18 protein-coding genes are annotated in these 20,503 nt (G+C 59.8%); 13 read left to right on the top strand and 5 right to left on the bottom strand.

Annotation, left to right across the window (positions count from 1 at the left end):
• Window positions 1-215: 215 nt before the first annotated feature.
• The 6 genes from ACSFE6_RS14130 to ACSFE6_RS14105 all read left to right on the top strand — a co-directional run bounded on the left by ACSFE6_RS14130 (window position 216) and on the right by ACSFE6_RS14105 (window position 7,488).
• Window positions 216-824, top strand: coding sequence for a YqiA/YcfP family alpha/beta fold hydrolase (locus ACSFE6_RS14130; RefSeq protein WP_435428187.1), 609 nt, complete (start codon window positions 216-218; stop codon window positions 822-824).
• Window positions 825-901: 77 nt separating this feature from the next.
• Entirely contained in the window at window positions 902-2,806 is a 1,905-nt protein-coding gene (parE, locus tag ACSFE6_RS14125) for a DNA topoisomerase IV subunit B (protein WP_435428186.1), read from the top strand.
• Window positions 2,806-3,795, top strand: a complete 990-nt coding sequence (locus ACSFE6_RS14120) for an esterase-like activity of phytase family protein (RefSeq protein WP_435428185.1) — start codon at window positions 2,806-2,808, stop codon at window positions 3,793-3,795. Before parE ends, ACSFE6_RS14120 begins: the two co-directional genes overlap by 1 nt.
• A complete protein-coding gene (locus ACSFE6_RS14115; protein WP_435428184.1) occupies window positions 3,792-4,316 on the top strand; it encodes a retropepsin-like aspartic protease family protein in 525 nt (174 codons plus the stop codon). The genes ACSFE6_RS14120 and ACSFE6_RS14115 overlap by 4 nt, the downstream gene beginning before the upstream one ends.
• 7 nt (window positions 4,317-4,323) lie before the next feature.
• Window positions 4,324-6,588: a DNA topoisomerase IV subunit A gene (gene parC, locus ACSFE6_RS14110; RefSeq protein WP_435428183.1), complete on the top strand. Its 2,265-nt coding sequence runs from the start codon at window positions 4,324-4,326 to the stop codon at window positions 6,586-6,588.
• Between the two features lie 186 nt (window positions 6,589-6,774).
• Window positions 6,775-7,488, top strand: coding sequence for a PqiC family protein (locus tag ACSFE6_RS14105; RefSeq protein WP_435428182.1), 714 nt, complete (start codon window positions 6,775-6,777; stop codon window positions 7,486-7,488).
• 251 nt (window positions 7,489-7,739) lie between these two features.
• Here the strand turns inward: ACSFE6_RS14105 and ACSFE6_RS14100 are convergent, their stop codons facing one another.
• Window positions 7,740-9,260, bottom strand: coding sequence for an AhpA/YtjB family protein (locus ACSFE6_RS14100; protein WP_435428181.1), 1,521 nt, complete (start codon window positions 9,258-9,260; stop codon window positions 7,740-7,742).
• Between the two features lie 135 nt (window positions 9,261-9,395).
• On the opposite strand from ACSFE6_RS14100, the gene serB reads away from it, so the two are divergent.
• A complete protein-coding gene (serB, locus tag ACSFE6_RS14095) occupies window positions 9,396-10,610 on the top strand; it encodes a phosphoserine phosphatase SerB (RefSeq protein ID WP_435428180.1) in 1,215 nt (404 codons plus the stop codon).
• 128 nt (window positions 10,611-10,738) lie between these two features.
• Here serB and asd read toward each other — a convergent pair whose 3' ends face one another.
• From asd to ACSFE6_RS14080, 3 genes are read right to left on the bottom strand one after another with little or no spacing between them, the layout of a single operon-like run.
• Complete coding sequence (gene asd, locus ACSFE6_RS14090; RefSeq protein WP_435428179.1) at window positions 10,739-11,599, bottom strand: archaetidylserine decarboxylase; 861 nt, start codon at window positions 11,597-11,599, stop codon at window positions 10,739-10,741.
• A gap of 17 nt (window positions 11,600-11,616) precedes the next feature.
• Window positions 11,617-12,432, bottom strand: a complete 816-nt coding sequence (gene rhdA / locus ACSFE6_RS14085; RefSeq protein WP_435428178.1) for a thiosulfate sulfurtransferase — start codon at window positions 12,430-12,432, stop codon at window positions 11,617-11,619.
• Window positions 12,433-12,474: 42 nt separating this feature from the next.
• On the bottom strand, window positions 12,475-14,013 hold the full coding sequence (locus ACSFE6_RS14080) for an HDOD domain-containing protein (RefSeq protein ID WP_435428177.1): 1,539 nt from the start codon (window positions 14,011-14,013) through the stop codon (window positions 12,475-12,477).
• A gap of 166 nt (window positions 14,014-14,179) precedes the next feature.
• Between ACSFE6_RS14080 and motA the strand changes: the two genes are divergently transcribed.
• The 5 genes from motA (at window position 14,180) to ACSFE6_RS14055 (ending at window position 18,684) form a co-directional block, all read left to right on the top strand.
• Window positions 14,180-15,031 carry a flagellar motor stator protein MotA gene (gene motA / locus ACSFE6_RS14075; protein WP_435428176.1) on the top strand — a complete coding sequence of 284 codons (852 nt, stop codon included), beginning with the start codon at window positions 14,180-14,182 and terminating at the stop codon, window positions 15,029-15,031.
• A gap of 3 nt (window positions 15,032-15,034) precedes the next feature.
• A complete protein-coding gene (gene motB / locus ACSFE6_RS14070; RefSeq protein ID WP_435428175.1) occupies window positions 15,035-16,057 on the top strand; it encodes a flagellar motor protein MotB in 1,023 nt (340 codons plus the stop codon).
• Between the two features lie 406 nt (window positions 16,058-16,463).
• Window positions 16,464-16,739: a hypothetical protein gene (locus ACSFE6_RS14065; RefSeq protein WP_435428174.1), complete on the top strand. Its 276-nt coding sequence runs from the start codon at window positions 16,464-16,466 to the stop codon at window positions 16,737-16,739.
• A gap of 310 nt (window positions 16,740-17,049) precedes the next feature.
• Complete coding sequence (locus ACSFE6_RS14060; RefSeq protein WP_435428173.1) at window positions 17,050-18,030, top strand: ImmA/IrrE family metallo-endopeptidase; 981 nt, start codon at window positions 17,050-17,052, stop codon at window positions 18,028-18,030.
• Window positions 18,031-18,684, top strand: a complete 654-nt coding sequence (locus ACSFE6_RS14055; protein WP_435428172.1) for a hypothetical protein — start codon at window positions 18,031-18,033, stop codon at window positions 18,682-18,684.
• Between the two features lie 126 nt (window positions 18,685-18,810).
• On the opposite strand, the gene rsgA is transcribed toward ACSFE6_RS14055, so the two are convergent.
• Entirely contained in the window at window positions 18,811-19,842 is a 1,032-nt protein-coding gene (gene rsgA / locus ACSFE6_RS14050) for a small ribosomal subunit biogenesis GTPase RsgA (protein WP_435428171.1), read from the bottom strand.
• Window positions 19,843-19,949: 107 nt separating this feature from the next.
• Between rsgA and orn the strand changes: the two genes are divergently transcribed.
• Window positions 19,950-20,492, top strand: coding sequence for an oligoribonuclease (gene orn, locus ACSFE6_RS14045; RefSeq protein ID WP_096513705.1), 543 nt, complete (start codon window positions 19,950-19,952; stop codon window positions 20,490-20,492).
• Window positions 20,493-20,503 lie beyond the last annotated feature (11 nt).

Here is a 20,503-nt window from a genome sequence, read left to right as displayed (position 1 = left end):
GGGGGGGGGGGGGGAGGGGGTTGGGAGGGGGGGGGGGGAGAGGGGGGTGCGTGTTGGGGGGGGGTGTTGTAGAAAAGGGGGGAGGGCGTTCCAATGTGGGAGCGAGCCTGCTCGCGAAGACGTCCGCCCAAGCGACTCTCAGTTCTGCATGTATCCCCGATTCCCCCGACACCCTGTAAACTCCGCCTTCTTTACCCGAAGCACAGGGAGTTCAAATGTCCGGCTCGATCCTTTATATCCACGGTTTCAACAGCGCGCCTGCGTCGAAAAAGGCCACTCAGTTGAGCCAGGTGATGGAGCGGCTGGGCCTGAGCGAACATTTGCGTGTACCTGCCCTGCATCACCATCCCCGCGAGGCCATTGGCCAGCTGGAACAGGCGATTGCCGAGCTCGGTCGGCCATTGCTGGTCGGCAGCTCGCTCGGCGGCTACTATGCGACTCACCTGGCCGAGCGCCATGGCCTGAAGGCGCTGTTGATCAACCCTGCCGTCAGTCCGCACCGGATGTTCGACGGATTCCTGGGAACACAGAAAAACCTGTATACCGATGAAGCTTGGGAGCTGACCCACGACCACGTGACGGCCCTGGCCGAGCTGGAAGTACCGCCGCCGCAGGACCCGCATCGCTATCAGGTATGGTTGCAGACCGGAGATGAAACGCTGGATTATCGCCTCGCCCAGCAGTATTACCGAGCCTGCGCCTTGCGTATCCAGGCGGGCGGCGATCATAGTTTCCAGGGGTTCGCCACACAGATCCCGGCGATGCTGAGTTTTGCCGGCATCGGTGCGGATCTGTATCAGGCCATTGATTTCACGACGCTTTGATATCAGAGCAGACACGACCCCTTTTATATTGAATTTTTTTCACTGAACAGCTTTTCACTGAAGGACGACGAGACCCCATGGCCACTCCCAGCGCTAGCTCTTATAACGCCGACGCCATCGAAGTCCTCTCGGGCCTCGACCCGGTGCGCAAGCGCCCCGGCATGTACACCGACACCAGTCGGCCGAACCACCTAGCCCAGGAAGTCATCGACAACAGCGTCGATGAAGCCTTGGCCGGGCACGCCAAATCGGTGCAGGTCATCCTGCACGCCGATCACTCGCTGGAAGTCTGCGATGACGGCCGGGGCATGCCGGTGGACATTCACCCCGAAGAAGGCGTATCGGGCGTCGAACTGATCCTCACCAAGCTTCATGCCGGTGGCAAGTTCTCCAACAAGAACTACCAGTTCTCCGGCGGTCTGCACGGGGTGGGCATTTCGGTGGTCAACGCCCTGTCGACCGAAGTCCGCGTGCGCGTGAAGCGTGACGGCAACGAATACCAGATGACCTTCGCCGACGGCTTCAAGGCCAGCGAACTGGAAATCGTCGGCACTGTCGGCAAGCGCAACACCGGTACCAGCGTGTACTTTGCCCCGGACCCGAAATACTTCGATTCACCGAAATTTTCCATCAGCCGCCTCAAGCATGTGCTCAAGGCCAAGGCTGTCTTGTGCCCGGGGCTGCTGGTCAGCTTCGAAGACAAAGGCACCGGCGAGAAAGTCGAATGGCATTACGAAGACGGTTTGCGTTCCTATCTGGTGGATGCGGTCAGCGGCTTCGAGCGCCTGCCGGACGAGCCCTTCTGCGGCAGCCTGGCCGGTAACAAGGAAGCGGTGGACTGGGCGCTGCTGTGGTTGCCGGAAGGTGGCGACGCGGTGCAGGAAAGCTACGTCAACCTGATCCCGACCGCCCAGGGCGGTACTCACGTCAACGGCCTGCGCCAGGGCTTGCTCGATGCCATGCGCGAGTTCTGCGAATTCCGCAGCCTGTTGCCGCGTGGCGTGAAGCTGGCGCCGGAAGACGTCTGGGAGCGCATCGCGTTCGTGCTGTCGATGAAGATGCAGGAACCGCAATTCTCCGGCCAGACCAAGGAGCGTCTGTCGTCCCGCGAAGCGGCGGCGTTCGTTTCCGGTGTGGTCAAGGACGCCTTCAGCCTGTGGCTCAACGCCAACCCGGAAACCGGCCTGATGCTGGCTGAGCTGGCGATCAACAACGCCGGTCGTCGTTTGAAGGCCAGCAAGAAGGTCGAGCGCAAGCGCATTACCCAGGGACCGGCGCTGCCGGGCAAACTCGCCGATTGCGCCGGGCAGGATCCGATGCGTTCCGAGCTGTTCCTGGTGGAGGGTGATTCCGCCGGCGGCTCGGCCAAACAGGCGCGGGATAAAGAGTTCCAGGCGATCCTGCCGTTGCGCGGCAAGATCCTCAACACTTGGGAAGTCGATGGCAGCGAAGTGCTGGCCAGCCAGGAAGTGCACAACATCGCCGTGGCCATTGGCGTCGATCCGGGCGCGGCGGACATGAGCCAGCTGCGCTACGGCAAGATCTGCATCCTCGCCGACGCCGACTCCGATGGCCTGCACATCGCAACCTTGCTGTGTGCCTTGTTCGTCCAGCACTTCCGTGCGTTGGTCGATGCCGGTCACGTCTATGTCGCCATGCCACCGCTGTACCGCATCGACCTGGGCAAAGAGATCTATTACGCCCTGGACGAGGCCGAACGCGACGGGATACTCGATCGCCTGGTGGCCGAGAAGAAACGCGGCAAGCCGCAGGTCACCCGATTCAAGGGTCTGGGTGAAATGAATCCGCCGCAGCTGCGCGAAACCACCATGGACCCGAACACCCGGCGCCTGGTGCAACTGACGCTGGACGATTTCGAAGCGACCACGGAAATCATGGACATGCTGCTGGCGAAAAAACGCGCCGGCGACCGCAAGAACTGGCTGGAGTCCAAGGGCAACCTGGCCGAGGTTCTGGGCTGATGCGTCTGGGCTTTGCCCTGGCGTGTGCGTTGCTGCTGACCTCGAATGCGGTGTCTGCCGAGCCGACACCGCAGCTGCGTCTATTGTCCGAACATGCTGTCGACGGCATGCGCGGCGGCAACCTGTCCGGACTGGCGCAGTGCGGCAAGGATCTGTGGGCGGTGTCCGACCGAGACGACGATCAGATCTACCGCCTCGAAACCAGCGATGGCGTCTGGCACGCTGAAGCGGTGGGCATCGGTGTTCCTGCGACACCCGACAGCGGTTTGCCCTGGGGCTTGCGTTCCCGTGCCTGGCTGGCGTCATTTGTGCGGGGCGGTGACCTGGATTTCGAGGGCATCACCTGCGACAACGCCGGCAACCGCTACGTCGTCAGCGAAGCCCATGCGGCGGTGTTGCAAATTCCGCCAACGGGGCCGACATCCTGGCTGAAGATTTCGCCGCTCATGGTTCGCGAGGCGCGGGCCAGTGGCATGCTGTTGCGTTTCAACGCGTTGTTCGAAGGCCTGGCGATCAGTCCTGAAGGCGACAAATTGTGGTTGGCCGCCGAGCGCGAGAGTCGCGGGTTGCTGCTGATCAAGCGCAAGCAGACCGTTTGGGACTGCGATGGTGGCTGTGTTCTGCTGAGCGAAGCCGGGAAGGAAATGCAACCCGCACAATTTCCCCACGCCAGAGCGATGCCCCGGGACTTTGCCGATCTGTCGCTGTTCAACGGCAAGCTGTTTACCCTTGAGCGCAACGCGTTCGAGATCTGCCGTCGCGATGCGGTGACAGCCAAGGTCGAGCGTTGCTGGTCGTACGCTGACGAGGCTTTGCAGGAAAATCGTCGTTATCCACAACCGTTCGGGCTGGCGGAAGCGCTGGTCGTGGACGCCGAGGGCGCCTGGATCGGTATCGACAACAATACCGGTGCCCGTGCCGATGGCGAGGTCAGGCCGATCGTCTGGCGCTTTGCCGCGCCTGACGGTGGCTGGAGCGCCAAGCCATGAGTCAGCAAGCGCCGGGCAAACGCGCCGGTCGGGTATTGATGGTGCTGGCCTGGTGCGCGGCGCTGTTTCTGGCGACGCGGTTTTTCGGACAGTGGGAAGAACGACAGCAAAATCCCAATGCCGTGGTCAGCTCGCAGCAGGGTGACGGCTTTGTCGAAGTGAAACTGCTTGGCAATGCCCAAGGGCATTTTGTCACCAGCGGCCAGATCAACGGTCAGCCGGTGGACTTCATGCTCGACACCGGTGCGACCGATGTCGCGATCCCGGCGGAGCTGGCCAAGCGCTTGAAGCTGGAAGAAGGATTCGGTGTGACCCTGAGCACGGCCAATGGCCTGAGCCAGGGCTATCGCACCCGTATCGACCGCCTGCAACTGGGCGACATCGTGCTGCGGGATGTCCGCGCACTGGTGGCGCCCGGCCTGCATGGCGATCAGGTGCTGCTCGGCATGAGCGCATTGAACAAACTTGAATTTACCCAGCGCGGTGGCACCATGCTGCTGCGCCAGACAACGAACCGATGAGGCCCGCATGAGCGACATCCTTGCAGACAGCTTAGATGGCGTAGAACGCCGATCGCTGGCTGACTTCACCGAAAATGCCTACCTCAACTACTCCATGTACGTGATCATGGACCGTGCCTTGCCGCATATCGGCGACGGCCTGAAGCCGGTACAGCGGCGCATCGTCTACGCCATGAGCGAGTTGGGTCTGGACGCTGATTCCAAGCACAAGAAATCGGCGCGTACCGTCGGTGACGTGCTTGGCAAGTTCCACCCCCACGGCGACTCGGCCTGCTACGAAGCCATGGTGCTGATGGCCCAGCCGTTCAGCTACCGCTACACGCTGGTGGATGGTCAGGGTAACTGGGGTGCGCCAGACGATCCCAAGTCCTTCGCCGCCATGCGATACACCGAAGCACGCCTGTCGCGCTATTCGGAAGTCCTGCTCAGCGAACTGGGGCAGGGGACTGCGGATTGGGGCCCGAACTTCGATGGCACCCTCGATGAACCGTTGGTGTTGCCGGCACGTTTGCCGAACATCCTGCTCAACGGGACCACGGGTATCGCCGTGGGCATGGCCACCGATGTACCGCCGCACAACCTGCGGGAAGTCGCCAGTGCCTGCGTGCGTTTGCTCGATGAGCCGAAGGCGACCGTCGAACAACTCTGCGAACACATCCAGGGTCCGGATTATCCGACCGAAGCGGAAATCATTACGCCGCGCGCCGACCTGCTGAAAATCTACGAATCCGGTCGCGGTTCGGTGCGCATGCGTGCCGTCTATCACGTAGAAGACGGCGACATCGTCGTCACGGCGTTGCCGCATCAGGTGTCCGGGGCCAAGGTCCTGGAGCAAATCGCCGCGATGATGCAGGCCAAACCGTCGAAAGCGCCCCAGGTCGCGGACTTGCGCGACGAGTCGGACCACGAAAACCCTTGCCGCATCGTGATCATTCCGGTCAACAGTCGCGTTGATCATGACGCGCTGATGCAGCACCTGTTCGCCACCACCGACCTGGAGTCCAGCTACCGGGTCAACGTCAACATCATCGGCCTCGATGGCAAGCCGCAGCTGAAGAACCTGCGCGCCTTGCTGGTGGAATGGCTGGAGTTCCGCGTACAGACCGTTCGTCGCCGCCTGCAATTCCGCCTCGATAAGGTCGAGCGTCGCCTGCACCTGTTGGACGGTTTGCTGATCGCCTACCTCAACCTGGATGAAGTGATCCATATCATCCGCACCGAGGAGCATCCGCGGGCCAAGCTGATCGAGCGCTTCGCCCTGAGCGAAATCCAGGCCGACTACATCCTCGACACCCGGTTGCGTCAGTTGGCGCGCCTGGAAGAAATGAAGCTGCGCGCCGAGCAGGATGAACTGCTCAAGGAACAAGCCAAGCTGCAAGCCTTGCTGAGCAGCGAAGCCAAGCTGAAGAAACTGGTGCGCAGCGAGCTGATCAAGGACGCCGAAACCTATGGCGACGACCGTCGCTCGCCAATCGTCGAGCGCGCCGAAGCCAAGGCGCTGACGGAAACCGAGCTGCTGCCCAACGAGAAAGTCACCGTTGTACTGTCAGAAAAAGGCTGGGTTCGTTCCGCCAAGGGCCACGAGATCGATGCCACCGGGCTTTCCTACAAGGCCGGTGACGGATTCAAGGCTTTGGCGGCAGGACGCTCCAACCAGTTTGCAGTGTTTATCGACTCCACCGGTCGCAGCTACTCGGTCGCCGCGCATACGTTGCCATCGGCCCGTGGCCAGGGCGAACCGCTGACCGGTCGTCTGACGCCGCCACCGGGCGCAAGCTTCGAATGCGTGCTGATGCCGGAAGACGATGCGCTGTACGTCATCGCTTCCGATGCCGGATACGGCTTCGTGGTCAAGGGTGAAGACCTGCAGGCCAAGAACAAGGCGGGCAAGGCGCTCTTGAGCCTGCCGAACAACGCCAAGGTGATCCTGCCGCGCCCGGTGGCTGATCGTGAGCAGAACTGGCTGGCATCGGTGACCACCGAAGGTCGCCTGCTGATCTTCAAAATCAGCGATCTGCCACAATTAGGTAAGGGCAAAGGCAACAAGATCATCGGGATTTCCGGTGAGCGCGTGGCCAGTCGCGAAGAGTATGTCACGGACATCGCCGTCATACCGGAAGGCGCCACGTTAGTGTTGCAGGCCGGAAAACGTACCTTGTCACTGAAAGCGGACGACCTCGAACACTACAAAGGTGAGCGTGGACGTCGTGGTAACAAGTTGCCACGTGGCTTCCAGAGGGTAGATGCGCTGCTCGTCGAAAACCTCAATTGATCTCAATTAGGCGTCCCAGAGCGCTTGATCTTCGATTTAACGCGTAGATCGACGCTTTGGCGCTGGAGTCGGAACGCATATTCACGGATGATATGGCCTTTCAAGCGCCGGCGTGGCCGAGCGTTCTTCATATTTATTGAGTATTTTCACTGTGATCAGCCTTGTGGCGATCACCTGGATGGGACGATGACTGCTCTGCGCCTTCCTTTTATTTTGATGCTCGCTGGCGTTCTTGGCCTGGCGGGTTGCAGCGTTCACCAGCCGGTGTCGCTGTATCAACTGGACAGCGGAAGTCCGGTTCAGCCTGCGCAAAGCGCGGGCATGGCTGTATTGCTGGGCCCGGTAACCGTTGCTGACTACCTGCAGCGCGAAACCCTGTTGCAACGTCAACCCGATGGCAGCCTGCAAGCCTCGGTTGACGGTCGTTGGGCGGGGAGCCTGTCTTCGGACATCGATCAGCTGTTGCTGCGTCAGGTCGCTGGGCATCTGGACAGCCAGCGCGTGGTTCTGGCACCGGCAACCACAGGCTTCACCCCGGATGTTCAGGTGCTGTTGACCATCACCCGCCTCGATTCGGGTGAGCAGCAACCGGCGATCCTCGATGCCCAATGGCGTCTGATCGACCGCCGTGGTCAGGTGCGCGATAACCGCATCATTCATCTTCAGGAGCAACACGCCGGCAACACGGCGGCCCAGGTTCAGGCCCAGGGTGTGTTGTTGCAGAAGCTCGCTGAGCAGTTGTCGGTCGCGCTTAAGCCACTGGCCAACCAGCCACCAATCGCCGAAGCCCCGAAAAAGCCTGCAGCCAAGCCCGCGGCACCTGCCGCGGGAGCGGAAAAGCAGCCGAAGATTCCGATGGCAGCACCGATTCGCACGGATATGGAAGTGTTCCGCTTCTAAGCCTGGATGGATTCAAAACAAGGCCCGCATTGATGCGGGCCTTGTTGTTTCTGCAGGATGAAATCTCTGGTGTCTGTCCTGGCCTCTTCGCGGGCAAGCCCGCTCCCACAGGGTTCCGGGTTGTACTCCAAATCTGAGAACGCCATGGTCCATTGTGGGAGCGGGCTTGCCCGCGAAGAGGCCGGAACAGGCAACAAAAAAGCCCGCAGACGAGTGAACATCTGCGGGCTTTTTTATTGTTGGGCTATTGGTTAAGCCCGGCGCTCATGCATCCGCGCCAGCTGCCGCTCCAGCATCGATGGATAAGGCTCCATCAAGCGTTCCACACAGCACGCGCCTTCAGGGCTGGCAATCGGCCGGATTCGTGCGCGTTGACGGATCAGCGCATCATCACTGATCTTGCGCTCCACCAGCAGCAGGTTGCGGCTGTGTTGCGACAAGGCCAGGGCGTCCTGGGCAGGGTCGGTCAGCAACAGGTCGATCTGGCTCAGGCCGAACAAATCGTCGCCCAGGGTCAGGCCCAGCTGCAATTGCAGGGTAATGCCGCTGTCGGCGACTTCAATCTGCAACTGATGGCCCAGCGCCCGCAGCAGTTCACCGCAGCAGATCGCGTTGGTCAGGTAGTCGTCGCCGCTGTCTTCGGTGTGGAACAGCATCAGCGTGCTGCCATCGTTCAGCGTGTGCAGTTCGCTCTGGTAGAGCGAGGCGGCCTGGTCGAGGCAGTCGCGGTAGCGCTTGAGCAGTTCTTCCAGTCGAGCACGGGGCAGGCGCCGCAGTTGTTCCTGGGAGCCCAGCTGAACAGCCAGAATCGCGCTGTGCTGCGGTACGTTGGGCACCACGGGTTTGCCCAATGGCTTTGAGGCGTTGTCCGGCGACTCATCGAGAAGATCAGCGAATGCATCGTCATCATCGTCTTCGGCGGTGCTGACCGTACGGCGTGGGGCTGCTTTCATTGCAGGCACCGGGCGGCTTTCGTCGAAACTCGGGTCCCGCAGGTTGCGTATTTCGAAGCCAGGTTCGGCATCGTCGTAATCGCCGTCGTCGAATTCGGGTTCCGGCACAGGCTCAGGTTCGGCCGGTTCTGGCGCGAAGTTGGTGTGCAGTTGGCGCGCCAGGTCGCCGATCTCGTCCTGACGGTCGGTGGCCGGGGTGTACTCGTCGATATTGCGCAGCCACACCCGCAATTGCAGGAGAGGCGTGGAGAGGTGTCGACCCAGGCGCAGGCTAAAGGCCAGGGACAAGGCCAGCAGAATGGCGCTCAGAATGCCCATGCTTTGCAAGCTGATGGTCATCGGCTGCTGGAACTGATCCATGTCGAGGCTGATGCGCAGTTGACCGGCGGTCACGTCCTGGAACGTGATCTTGCTCTGGTAGATGCCTTCAGCCTCGCCCAGCAGGCCGTGCTTGGGGCGCTGACCGGACTCGGCAAGGATGCGGTTGTCCATGCTGTAGATGGCCGCGTGGGCAACCAGCTTGTTCTTGGTCAGGTTGTTGAGCAGCACATTGAGGCTGAGGATGTCGTTGGACACCAACAGCTCGGTGGCCGACGTGGCGGTCTGCGTGGTCAGGCTTTCGCCCAGCGCATCCGCCTGCTCGTGCATGGCCTGCTTGAACTGCAGGCCCATCACGCCGGCATAGATGACCAGGGCCAGGGCGACCAGGATCACGTTATGGCTGGCGATGCGCAATGCAATCGGTACACGGCGATGGCGCAGTGCCCGGAAGATCAGCAGAAAGAAGTTATCGGTTTTTACTGGCGTGGGCCGGTTCACTTGAGCTCGGCTCTTTTGTCCGTGAAGTTGACGCGCAGTATAGCGACAGGCCCTAGACCGTCAAAGCGCTCACGGTGCCCGATGGTCACTGAAAGTGGGTAGAATGCGGTTTTTTTCCACCTGCGGGGGTGCGCCTTGCGCGAAATCGTCCTGATAAACATCACTGGTGAGGACCGTCCGGGTCTGACCGCGGCCATTACCGGCGTTCTGGCCCGGGGTGGTGTGAACATTCTCGACATCGGTCAGGCGGTGATCCACGACACGCTGTCGTTTGGCATCCTGGTTGAAATTCCTGACACCGAACAGGGCAAGTCGGTCCTCAAGGACATCCTGTTCAAGGGCTATGAGCTCGATCAACAGGTGCGTTTCACGCCGGTGTCCGAAGAGGATTATCGGCAGTGGGTGGGCAACCAGGGTAAAAAACGCCACATCGTGACCCTGCTGACCCGCAAAGTGACCGCCGGCCAATTGCAGGCCGTGAGCTCGATCACTGCCAAGTACGGCCTGAACATCGATCACATCGATCGTCTGTCCGGGCGCATGCCACTGGATACGCCGGCCGACAAAGGCAAGGGTTGCATCGAGTTTTCCGTGCGCGGCGAAGCGGCTGATCCGCAGGCGCTGCGGGCCGAGTTCCTCAGTGTGGCCCAAGAGCTGAACGTCGACATCGCCTTCCAGGAAGATTCGCTGTTCCGTCGCAACCGTCGTCTGGCAGTGTTCGACATGGACTCGACCCTGATCGAAGCCGAAGTCATCGATGAACTGGCCAAGGCCGCTGGCGTCGGCGACAAGGTGTCGGAAATCACCGAGCGGGCGATGGCCGGAGAACTGGATTTTCGCGCCAGCTTCAAAGAACGCCTGGCCTTGCTCAAGGGGCTGGATGTCGGTGTGCTGGATTCGATCGGCGCCTCGCTGCGTCTGACCGAAGGTGCCGAAACCTTGTTCGCCGAGCTCAAGCGTCTGGGCTACAAGACGGCCATTCTGTCGGGCGGCTTCACCTACTTCGCCAAGCAATTGCAAGCGAAGCTGGGCATCGATTATGTATTCGCCAATGAACTGGAAGTGGTCGATGGCAAGGTCACCGGCGTGGCGATCGAGCCGATTGTCGATGCGCAGCGCAAGGCTGACCTGTTAAAGGAGTTGGCGCACAAGGAAGGCTTGCGTCTGGAGCAGACCATTGCGGTCGGCGACGGCGCCAATGACTTGCCGATGCTGGCGATTGCCGGGTTGGGCGTGGCGTTCCGTGCCAAGCCGCTGGTCAAGCAGTCGGCCAAGCAGGCGATCTCCACCCTGGGGCTCGATGGCGTGCTGTATCTGCTGGGCTTCCGCGATCGCGACGGCCAGCTGTAACACCGCAAAACAACTGTAGGAGCGAGCCTGCTCGCGATGGTCGTCAACGATGACGCGGGGGTTCTGAATGCCCGCGTCGCTCTCAGGTTCATCGCGAGCGAGCTCGCTCCTACAGTGTCGGTGTTCTATCAGGCTTTTGGCGAGCCCATGCCCTGACCCATCCGCACCGGCGAACCTGCCGCCAGTTCTTCAGCCCATTTCACCTGATCCGGCCCGAACAGCACGACAGCGGTCGAACCCAGCTTGAAGCGTCCCAGTTCCGCACCTTTTTCCAGGTGAATCGGTGCACGGGCGGCTTCGTCGTAACGGAAGGTCTTCAGCTCGCGTTTCGGCGGTGTGACCAGGCCGGCCCATACGGTTTCGATCGACGCCACGATCATCGCGCCCACCAGCACCACGGCCATCGGCCCGCGCTCGGTGTCAAAAATGCACGCCACACGCTCGTTGCGGGCGAACAGTTCCGGTACGTTTTCAGCGGTGGTCTGGTTGACCGAGAACAGGCGGCCCGGGATGTAGATCATCTCGCGCAGCGTGCCGGCCAGCGGCATGTGCACGCGGTGGTAGTCCTTGGGCGACAGGTAAATGGTGGCGAAATCACCGCCCATGAACGGCGCGGCATTGGCCGCGTCGCCGCCCAGCAGTTCCAGCACGCTGAAGCTGTGGCCTTTGGCCTGGAACACACGACCATGCTCGATCGGACCAAGCTGGCTGACCGCACCGTCGGCCGGGCTGAGGATGGCGCCCGGGGTTTCATCCAGAGGGCGGGCGCCGTCTTTCAGGGCACGGGTGAAGAAGGCATTGAAGTGCTCGTAGGCGGTCAGGTCCTCGACCAGTGCCTCGGACATGTTCACCTGATAACGCTTGGCAAACCAGGCGGTGAAGGCATTCTTGAACCAGCGCACGCGGCATTCGGCGATGCAGCCGGCCAGTCGCGAGAGCAAGTTGTGTGGCAGCAGGTACTGGCTGACGATAAACAGACGCTTGTTCATTAACTGTCCTTAAAACCTTAATTCTCTACAGGGGTGTCGGGATGGTTGCCCCATTCGCCCCAGGAACCGGCGTAGCCTTTGACCCGCGGATATCCGAGGGACTTGGCCACCAGGTAGGTGAAGCCAGAGCGGTGGTGAGTCTGGCAGTGGGTAATCACTTCTTTGTCCTTGCTGATCCCCAGTTGTTCGAGGATCTGCGGCATGTCGGTACGGATGCGCAGGTTACGCGCCTTGTCCATGCCCGCGGTCCATTCGAAATTCACCGCACCAGGAATGTGCCCGCCCTTGGCCGCCAACACTTTCTCGCCGGAGTATTCCAGCGGTCCGCGTGCGTCCCAGATCGCCAGGTCGGCAGCGCCGAGACGGCTTTGCAGGTATTCACGGGTGGCGGTGGGTTCATCGTGCAAGGTCAATGCAACCGGGCCTCCCACAGCAGGCGGGATCTGGATCGACATGGGCGAACCTTCCGCAAGCCAGGCCGGCAGGCCGCCGTTGAGATAGTGGTACTTGCTGTGGCCGATGACATCCAGCAGCCAGATAAAACGCCCGGCCCAGCCGCCGCCTTCGTCGTCATACACCACGTAGACCGCGCCGGGGTTGTGTCCCAGCTCACCGAACAAGGCTTCGAGCGCCGCTTGCGGCGGCATCAGCCCCGGCGCGGGCGCCTGGCCGAGCTGCGTGCGTTTAGGATCGACAAACCGCGCACCGGGAATATGCCCTTCGGTGTAGCGAGCGCTGCTGGTCAGGTCCACCAGAATCAATTCGCGGGACTCGAGGCGAGGGAGCAAGTCGCTCGGTTCGATCACCAGCGGCAAGCCAGAGAAGTCAGACATGTGAGGTCTCCAGGGCACAAAAGGGAGGATTGTAGCGCAGCGCTATTGGCCGCGGCGGCTAAAGTTATGCAGGGCTTTCTCGATGCACTGCGCGGTTTTGCCAAAGGCTTGTACGGTAATGTCCGAAAACGGCCCGCCACCCTGATCTGCCACGACGATCATGATCACCCGGCCATTGTTGACCAGAGAACGCAGCATCAGGTGTTCGCCACTGAACTGCGAACGCAGGCTGTTGGGCAGCAGGGCGGAGAACTGAGCGTTATTGACCGGTGTCAGGCGCACCTGAGCCTGTTGCGCGAGCAAGCGCTGCAGGACGGTGCTCTGGTTGACCGCGAAATTCAGTCCGGCCACTTCCTTCGGCAGTCCGGCGGTCTGGTGTACCCGCAGATTGGCGTGAGTGCGGTCGGCCATCAGGATCATCACCCGACGCATGCCGCACGCGACCAGCGCATCCCGGGCGGAGGTGGTCAAGTGCATGGCGTTGGTGAAGCGACTGGGCTCGAGCAGCAGCTCGGCGCATTGTTTGCGCCATTTTGCCAGGTCTTCGGCGGTCGGCGCCGGGGCGGGCAGCAGGCCTGCGTGGATTCGGTTCGTGCCCCACGGCCAGATCAGCGCGACGGCCGGGTGCCACAGGTCGGGCATGGCATGATGGCGCGCACTGTTGGCCGCCTGTTGATGCAGTTGCTGCTGCACTTCGTCCATCGGCATTTGCAGATAAAGACTGGTCAGGTATTGCCAGCGCCGACTGTGTGGGCTGACCCAGGCTTGCTGTGCCGAGAGCGCCAGGCCGTTGGCCAGCAGCACCGTGTTGGCCGGCTGATTGAGCCAACGGCGCAGGGTCGGATCGTCGTCCAGGCGGTTCTGCTGGCGCAACGGATGCTCGCTGTCGCGGGCAATGCGCAGGACTTTCACCAGTTCACGTTGCTCGCTGAGCAGCAATCGATAGCCTTGCTGAACCCAGATCGGCAGGCACCAGAGATCCACCAGAGCCAGGCTGATGTCCAGCAGGCGCATGCCGAACAATTGCTTTTCAACTTTGTGCGCCGGCTCGCCTTTATGGATTACCCGCAGTTCCCAGTCTTCGAGCAGTTGCGGATGCGCCAGGGCCAAAGGCCATAGCGGCGACAGAAACAACAAGCTGCCCCAATGGATGTCCTGCCACAGGCGCGCCAGGCGGCTGGCAAAAAAACCGTTGGCCTGTTGAGTGGCGTGCTGGCTGATCATCTGCAACTGGCGCAGGGCTTTTGGAATCGCGTCCATGGACAAGACGGGCAGGCGCTCAAGCAATTCTTCGGTGCGCTTGAGGCCGAGGCGGTTGATCGCGATTTCAAGGTTTTCCGCAGGCTCGCTCATGCTGCCGTGGGTGTGCCGGTTGGCTTCACGAATCACGCTCAAGGCCAGGGCCGGACTGTCCTGCATCAATTCGGCGATGTCACGCAGTGAGCTGCGGCTGTCGCGTATCGCCCGGCAGACACGGTCGTGACTGTCCTGGGGAATCGGCAGGCGCACGCCATCCAGAAGCTTGATCCAGCCTTCGAGTGTGGTGGGTTTTGGAGTTGGGACGTTCGTTTCGTTAACCATGTCTGGAGGCGATCATCATCAACATTACCTGGGCCCGAAGTGGGTCAAATTGGCTTTTCGCCTGAACTGCCTTTAGTCTGGCGCAGTTTTGCCGATAAGTAGAAGAAGAGATTTATTAACTTCCGAATATGACCTTGAACCCGACTCAGTAAGTGCTCTCCTACCTATGGCTAAAATAATCGGCATCATCGTCGTATTCGCGAGCGTGCTCGGCGGATACGTGCTCTCACATGGCAAAATCGCCGCCCTGATCCAGCCCTTCGAGGTCATGATTATCGGTGGTGCGGCTCTTGGCGCATTCCTCCAGGCCAACCCCGGCTACATGACGATGCACGTGCTCAAGAAGTCCCTGAGCATGTTCGGTTCGCGCTTCAATCATGGTTTTTACCTGGAAGTGCTGGGCCTGATCTACGAGATCCTCAACAAGAGCCGCCGCGAAGGCATGATGGCCATCGAAGGCGACATCGAAGATGCCGCCGCGAGCCCGATCTTCGCCAAGTACCCGTCGGTCCTCAAGGACGAACGCATGACCGCGTTTATCTGCGATTACCTGCGCATCATGTCCTCCGGCAACATGGCGCCCCATGAGCTCGAAGGCCTGTTCGACATGGAGCTGTTCAGCCTCAAGGAGGAATTGGAGCACCCTTCCCATGCCGTCAATGGCATTGCCGATGGCATGCCCGGTTTCGGTATCGTCGCCGCGGTACTGGGTATCGTGGTGACCATGGCTTCCCTGGGCGATGGCGACCAGAAGTCCATCGGCCTGCACGTGGGTGCGGCTCTGGTCGGTACCTTCTTCGGTATTCTCGCCGCCTACGGCTTCTTCGGCCCGCTGGCCCACTCCCTGGCTCACGACGCCAAGGAGGAATTGAACATCTACGAAGCCATCAAGGCCTCGCTGGTCGCTTCGGCGTCCGGCATGCCGCCATCGCTGGCCGTGGAGTTCGGGCGCAAGGTTCTGTACCCGGCGCACCGTCCTAGCTTTGCCGAGCTGGAACAAGCGGTTCGTGGTCGTTAAGTCATGGAGAACAATCAGCCGATAATCATCAAGCGCGTCAAGCGCTATGGCGGCGGGCATCACGGGGGGGCGTGGAAAATCGCCTTCGCCGACTTCGCCACGGCGATGATGGCGTTCTTCCTGGTGCTGTGGCTGCTGTCCACGGCAACGCCGGAGCAGAAACTCGCCATCGCCGGTTACTTCAAGGACCCGATCGGCTTCACCGAAAGCGGCACGCCGTACATCATCGATCTGGGCGGCACGCCAGAGTTGGCGCCGGAAAACACCCTTAACCCAGAGGTGAAGTCCCAGCCACAACCGGACAAAGTGACCGTCGACGCGGAACAGGTCGAAGGCATGGCCGAAATGGTGGAGAAGGAGCGCCTCGAACTGTTGCTGCAAGAGTTGCAGAACAAGGTTGAAGAAAATCCGCAGCTGCAGAAATTCAAAGATCAGATCCTGTTCGAAATCACTCCGGACGGTTTGCGCATCCAGATCGTGGATGCCGAGAACCGGCCGATGTTCGACTCCGGCAGTGCACGCCTGAAACCGTATTTCGAAGACATCCTGCTGGCCATGGCCGACACCATCAAGGCGGTGCCGAACAAGATCAGCATCAGTGGTCACACCGATGCCAAGCCATATAGCGGCCAGGGTGATTTCGGTAACTGGGAGTTGTCGGCCAACCGAGCCAACGCCGCTCGCCGGGCGCTGGTGGCGGGCAGTTATCCGGATGCGCAAGTGGCGCGGGTGGTGGGTTATGCCTCGTCGGCCCTGTTTGATCGCGAGCATCCGTTCAACCCGGTCAACCGCCGTATCGACATCGTCGTGCTGACCAAGAAAGCCCAGCGTGCGATTGAAGGTTCGCAAGGCGCAGAACCTACTCCGGATACCCCACCTGCGGCTCCGGATGCGCCGCCGGCCACACCGGTAGATCCGAACGCGTTGCCGGCGGACAAGGAGCCACTGCCGGCTCACGAGCTGCGCGAACGGTTGAATCTGTTCGACGATCCGGCACCGAAACCGGCTGAAGCGCCCAAGCAGTGACCCATGAAAAAGCCGACAGTGATGTCGGCTTTTTTGTATCTGTAAGAAATGAAATTAAGTCCATTGATTGCGGTAAATATCAACGAATGAGGCCATGTCCGAGAAAGGTGTAGGAAGTCTCCGAGACGCATAAACCGGGTTTTGCTTCGCTGGAGGCTCGCTTATAGTTTGCCCGTCGCCGACGAATCGGCGATCGACTTTAGCCGGTCGTAACAGATGATGCACAAGCGCCCGTATAATCGCGGCGCTTTTTGCTGCCTAGAATCTACATGTCTATGGTGGCTGTGCGTGGGACACCTCCTGGTGTGCCGGGTTCATCTGTCCGGTCGGCTAACCCGCGTACAGCTACCACCTAATTCGTTTAGCCGCGAAAAGGTGGGGGCACTTATCAGATGAGATTCAAGTCATGCCCAAATACCATCCCCTGCAAGGCAACTTCAGTGTCGGCCCAACGCTGTATATCGACACCGAGGCCCGCGCTTCCGATCTTCTTGAAACCGCCGTTCACCGACTCAAAGCTGCACGTAATCTGCTCAACAGCGTCACCTGCCTATGCGTCAAAGAAGCCGAAGGACACGACCTGGAGCATTTCGCCAATGCTGCACACATGTTGATCCAAGATGGTTGTGACGCCTTGGATGTGCTGGGCTGGACGCTGGAAAAATCTGCAGGCTCAAAATGAGAGAGCCGCGATGCTCTGGCTTTTGTGGGCTGTGTCTCGTCCTGGATAAGGGTTGAACCTATTTCTGGGCGAGACACCGTGGTTGCCAGCGCATCTACCGGCTAAAAAGGGAGAGGTGCAATTTCAACTCGAAAAAAATGTGATCTGGTGGTGGCGCTGGCTGACTACGACGAGCGGCATGGCCCGCATCTCGCATACCTTGCAACTGCTACAAAGAATCTATACTGTCCCGTGAGTTTTGCGGCAAGACATGATGTCTACTGCTTGAGCGACCCATTTCATGTGATGCCATTCTAGGGAGGAGGGATCTATGACCACAGTTCAGAATCTTTACTCCGCCTTAGACAAGCAGGGCATTTCGAAAAGAAAGCTCGCTCTTCTGCTGCCTGACTGGTGGACAGATGAGGTCGAGGCGTCACCTTCAGGTGTGCAGCAGGCCAAGGTCTATTTAGCCAAAGCATTAAGTTTGCGTATGCGTCCTTTCAGCGAGACGCCTCCGCGGATTGAGTTCGACCTACCAGCGGATAAGCGATTCAAAAAGTCTGCCAAAACCTCTGAAGCAGATGTGAATCTTGCGGTTGCCTTAGCTCGCAGCGCCTCCCGCCTCGCGCTTGCTGCGCTAGACACTCAATTTGTTCCGCCTCCACCGGACGCACTGGCGATTCGCGAGCACTTGCTTTTGTCGGGCGCTCCTTGGGTAGGTTTGTCTGCGTTACTCGACTATTGTTGGAGCATTGGCATCCCCGTCATCCATTTGGCTACACCTCTGCTTGGCCGAAAAATGGATGGAATCGCCATGGCAATCAATGGCCGGCCATCGATTGTGCTTTCTAATAATCGAAAAAGCGGCTTCTTGCTTTTCCATTTGGCACATGAGCTTGGGCATATTGCCTTGGGTCATGTCGGTACAAATGGAACGATTGTCGATGATGAAATCAAGGAAGGCGACGGGCTAGACAAAGATGCCGATGAGCTTGCCGCCGACCAGTTCGCGATTCAGTTACTGACCGGCAATGCTCATGGCAATTTAAAGCTTCAGCAGCTGGTCAAAGCGCCTGTGCTGGCGCGAATGGCAATGCAGTATGGAAGAGATCATCAAATCGATCCTACGCATATCGTTTTGAACTGCGCCCATAACAACAAGAGCATTTTTGCTCTGTGTGTTTCTGCCGCAAACTTCATTGCTGGAGAAAGCACAGACCAGGCGATGGTTGCAGATTTTGTTTTTCGGCAGCTTCGAGAAAATCTCAAGGACGACAGCGAGCATTTACTGCGGAAACTGATCGCATAAATGATTCTCCTCACCGACAACGACATATTGGTAAAGCTAGCTCAATGTGACTTGATTGAAGAAGCTTTATCAGTTTTTCAGTGTGGGCTTGCTGATTGCTACGTTCTAGAGAGTGCCAAGCACTCTCTCTACCTAAATGATGTGGAAAAGTGCGTATCCAAGCGCGTGGGTAGCTACCAATCCTATGATCGACTTTGCAATCTCGTTCAATCATGCCGCGTGCTTGGAGCGGCCGATGAAGATTTGGACTTCATGGACGAGTTGCTTCAAATCGACAGTATCGACGATGGCGAGCTTTTGCTGTTGATGCATGCTTTCTCTCTCTTTCAAAATCAACAGCCCTACTCATTTACCACGGGTGACAAGCGCGCACTCGTCGGTATCTTGATGTCGCAGTCAGATAGAGCAAAGCAGATACTTTTCCAGCGGGTGGAATGTGTCGAGTCAATCATTCTGAAGGCGATTCGAATCTATGGCTTCACCCATATCAGCACGAAGCTCATCCAGGCTCAGGCTCTTGTTACTGCAGAAAAATATGACAAGGTTCTGAGAATGGCTTTCGGTGTCGGACGTGACGAGCATCACTCCAATACCTGCCTTTCCCAATACCTCGCGCCCGTCGGTCAGTTCATCAAACCCATGATTCATGCTTAAGCACTACGGCCCTCCAGAGCACCGTAATACTCAAGGAGGTCTACTTGATGTATGTATTCAATCAACATGATGACCCACAAAAAAAGCCGCGATGATCGCGGCTTTTTCATGTCTGCGGGAAGCGACTCAATAACCGTTTTCCGGCAAGCTGGCGATGATCGAGCGATAGCTGTTCATCCGTTGTTGCTGAACGCGGCCGTCTTCCAGGGCCTTGAGCAGGGCGCAGCCCGGTTCGCGATCATGCTTGCAGTCGCGGAAGCGACAGGTACCGAGCAGGTCATTGAACTCGATGAAGCCGGCTTCGACGTCGGCACGGCTGACATGGCCCAGGCCGAATTCGCGGATGCCCGGGGAGTCGATCAGTTCGCCGCCGCCGGGGAAGTGGAACAGGCGCGCGGTGGTGGTGGTGTGCGTGCCCTGACCGGACAGCTCGGACAGCGGGCCGACGCGGGTTTCGACGTCTGGTAGCAAGCTGTTGACCAGCGATGACTTGCCTACTCCGGACTGGCCGACGAATACGCTGATGCGCCCATCCAGTTGCTGCTGCAGTTGCTCCATGCCGTTGCCGTGGTGAGCCGACACTTCAAGCACCGGATAACCGAGCGTGCGGTAAACCGCCAGCAAGGCATTCAGCGCCGGGGCGTTGTTTTCGTCGATCAGGTCGAACTTGTTCAGCAACAGCAGTGGCTTGATCCCGGCGTGCTCGGCGGCCACGAGGTAGCGGTCGATCAGGTTGGCGTGGGGCTCGGGCAGCGGCGCGAAAACGATGACGATCATGTCGACGTTGGCTGCGACGGGTTTGAGCTGGCCGCGGCTGTCCGGGCGGCACAGTTCGGTGTTGCGCGGCAGTTGCGCGACAATCACGCCGATGCCCTGGTTGCCGGCACGCCAGACCACCTGGTCACCGGTCACCAGTGCCGGCAGGTTGGCGCGCAGGTGGCAACGGAACACCTGGCCGGCCAGCTCGCCATCGCGGGCCTCGACTTCGACCTGAACGCCGAAGTGCGCGATCACCAGGCCGTGCTGTTCCGGGCCGAGGTCGCCACCCTCGAGTGCCTGGACAGCCGAGGACTCGCGTTTGGCGGCGCGGGCAGCGCGTTCGCCCTGAATCTTTTCGATGCGCCAGTTTTGACGACGATTGAGTTGGCGTTTGGCCATGGGTGTTCCGTATCAAGAATGTAGCGATTAGGTAAAACGGCGGCGAGTTTAGCACGCCCGGCCACCGGGCTAGGCTAAACTGCGCAGCATTGCCTAGGAGCCGACACATGCAAAATTCGCAAAACCTGATCTGGATCGACCTGGAAATGACGGGGCTGGACCCGGACAACGACGTCATTATCGAAATGGCCACCATCGTGACTGACAGCGATCTGAACACCCTGGCCGAAGGCCCGGTGATCGCGATCCATCATAGCGACGAAGTGCTCGCTCGCATGGATGAGTGGAATACCCGCACCCACGGTAACTCGGGCCTGACCCAGCGCGTGCGCGAAAGCCGCATCAGCATGGCCGAAGCGGAAGCCGAAACCATCGCCTTCCTGGAAAAGTGGGTGCCGAAGGGCAAGTCGCCGATCTGCGGCAACAGCATCTGCCAGGACCGCCGTTTCCTCTATACGCACATGAAATCCCTGGAAAGCTATTTCCACTACCGCAACCTCGATGTATCGACCCTGAAGGAGTTGGCGGCACGCTGGGCGCCGGATGTGCGCGACAGCTTCAAGAAGGGCAGCACCCACCTGGCCCTGGACGACATCCGCGAGTCCATTGCCGAGTTGCAGCACTACCGCCAGCATTTCATCAAATCCTGATTCAGCTCGGC

The organism is Pseudomonas baetica (genome assembly GCF_051216495.1).
In the GTDB taxonomy this organism is placed as follows: domain Bacteria; phylum Pseudomonadota; class Gammaproteobacteria; order Pseudomonadales; family Pseudomonadaceae; genus Aquipseudomonas; species Aquipseudomonas baetica_B.
The sequence above is the reverse complement of the archived record's forward strand: the minus strand, read 5'-3'. Positions and strand labels throughout refer to the sequence as shown.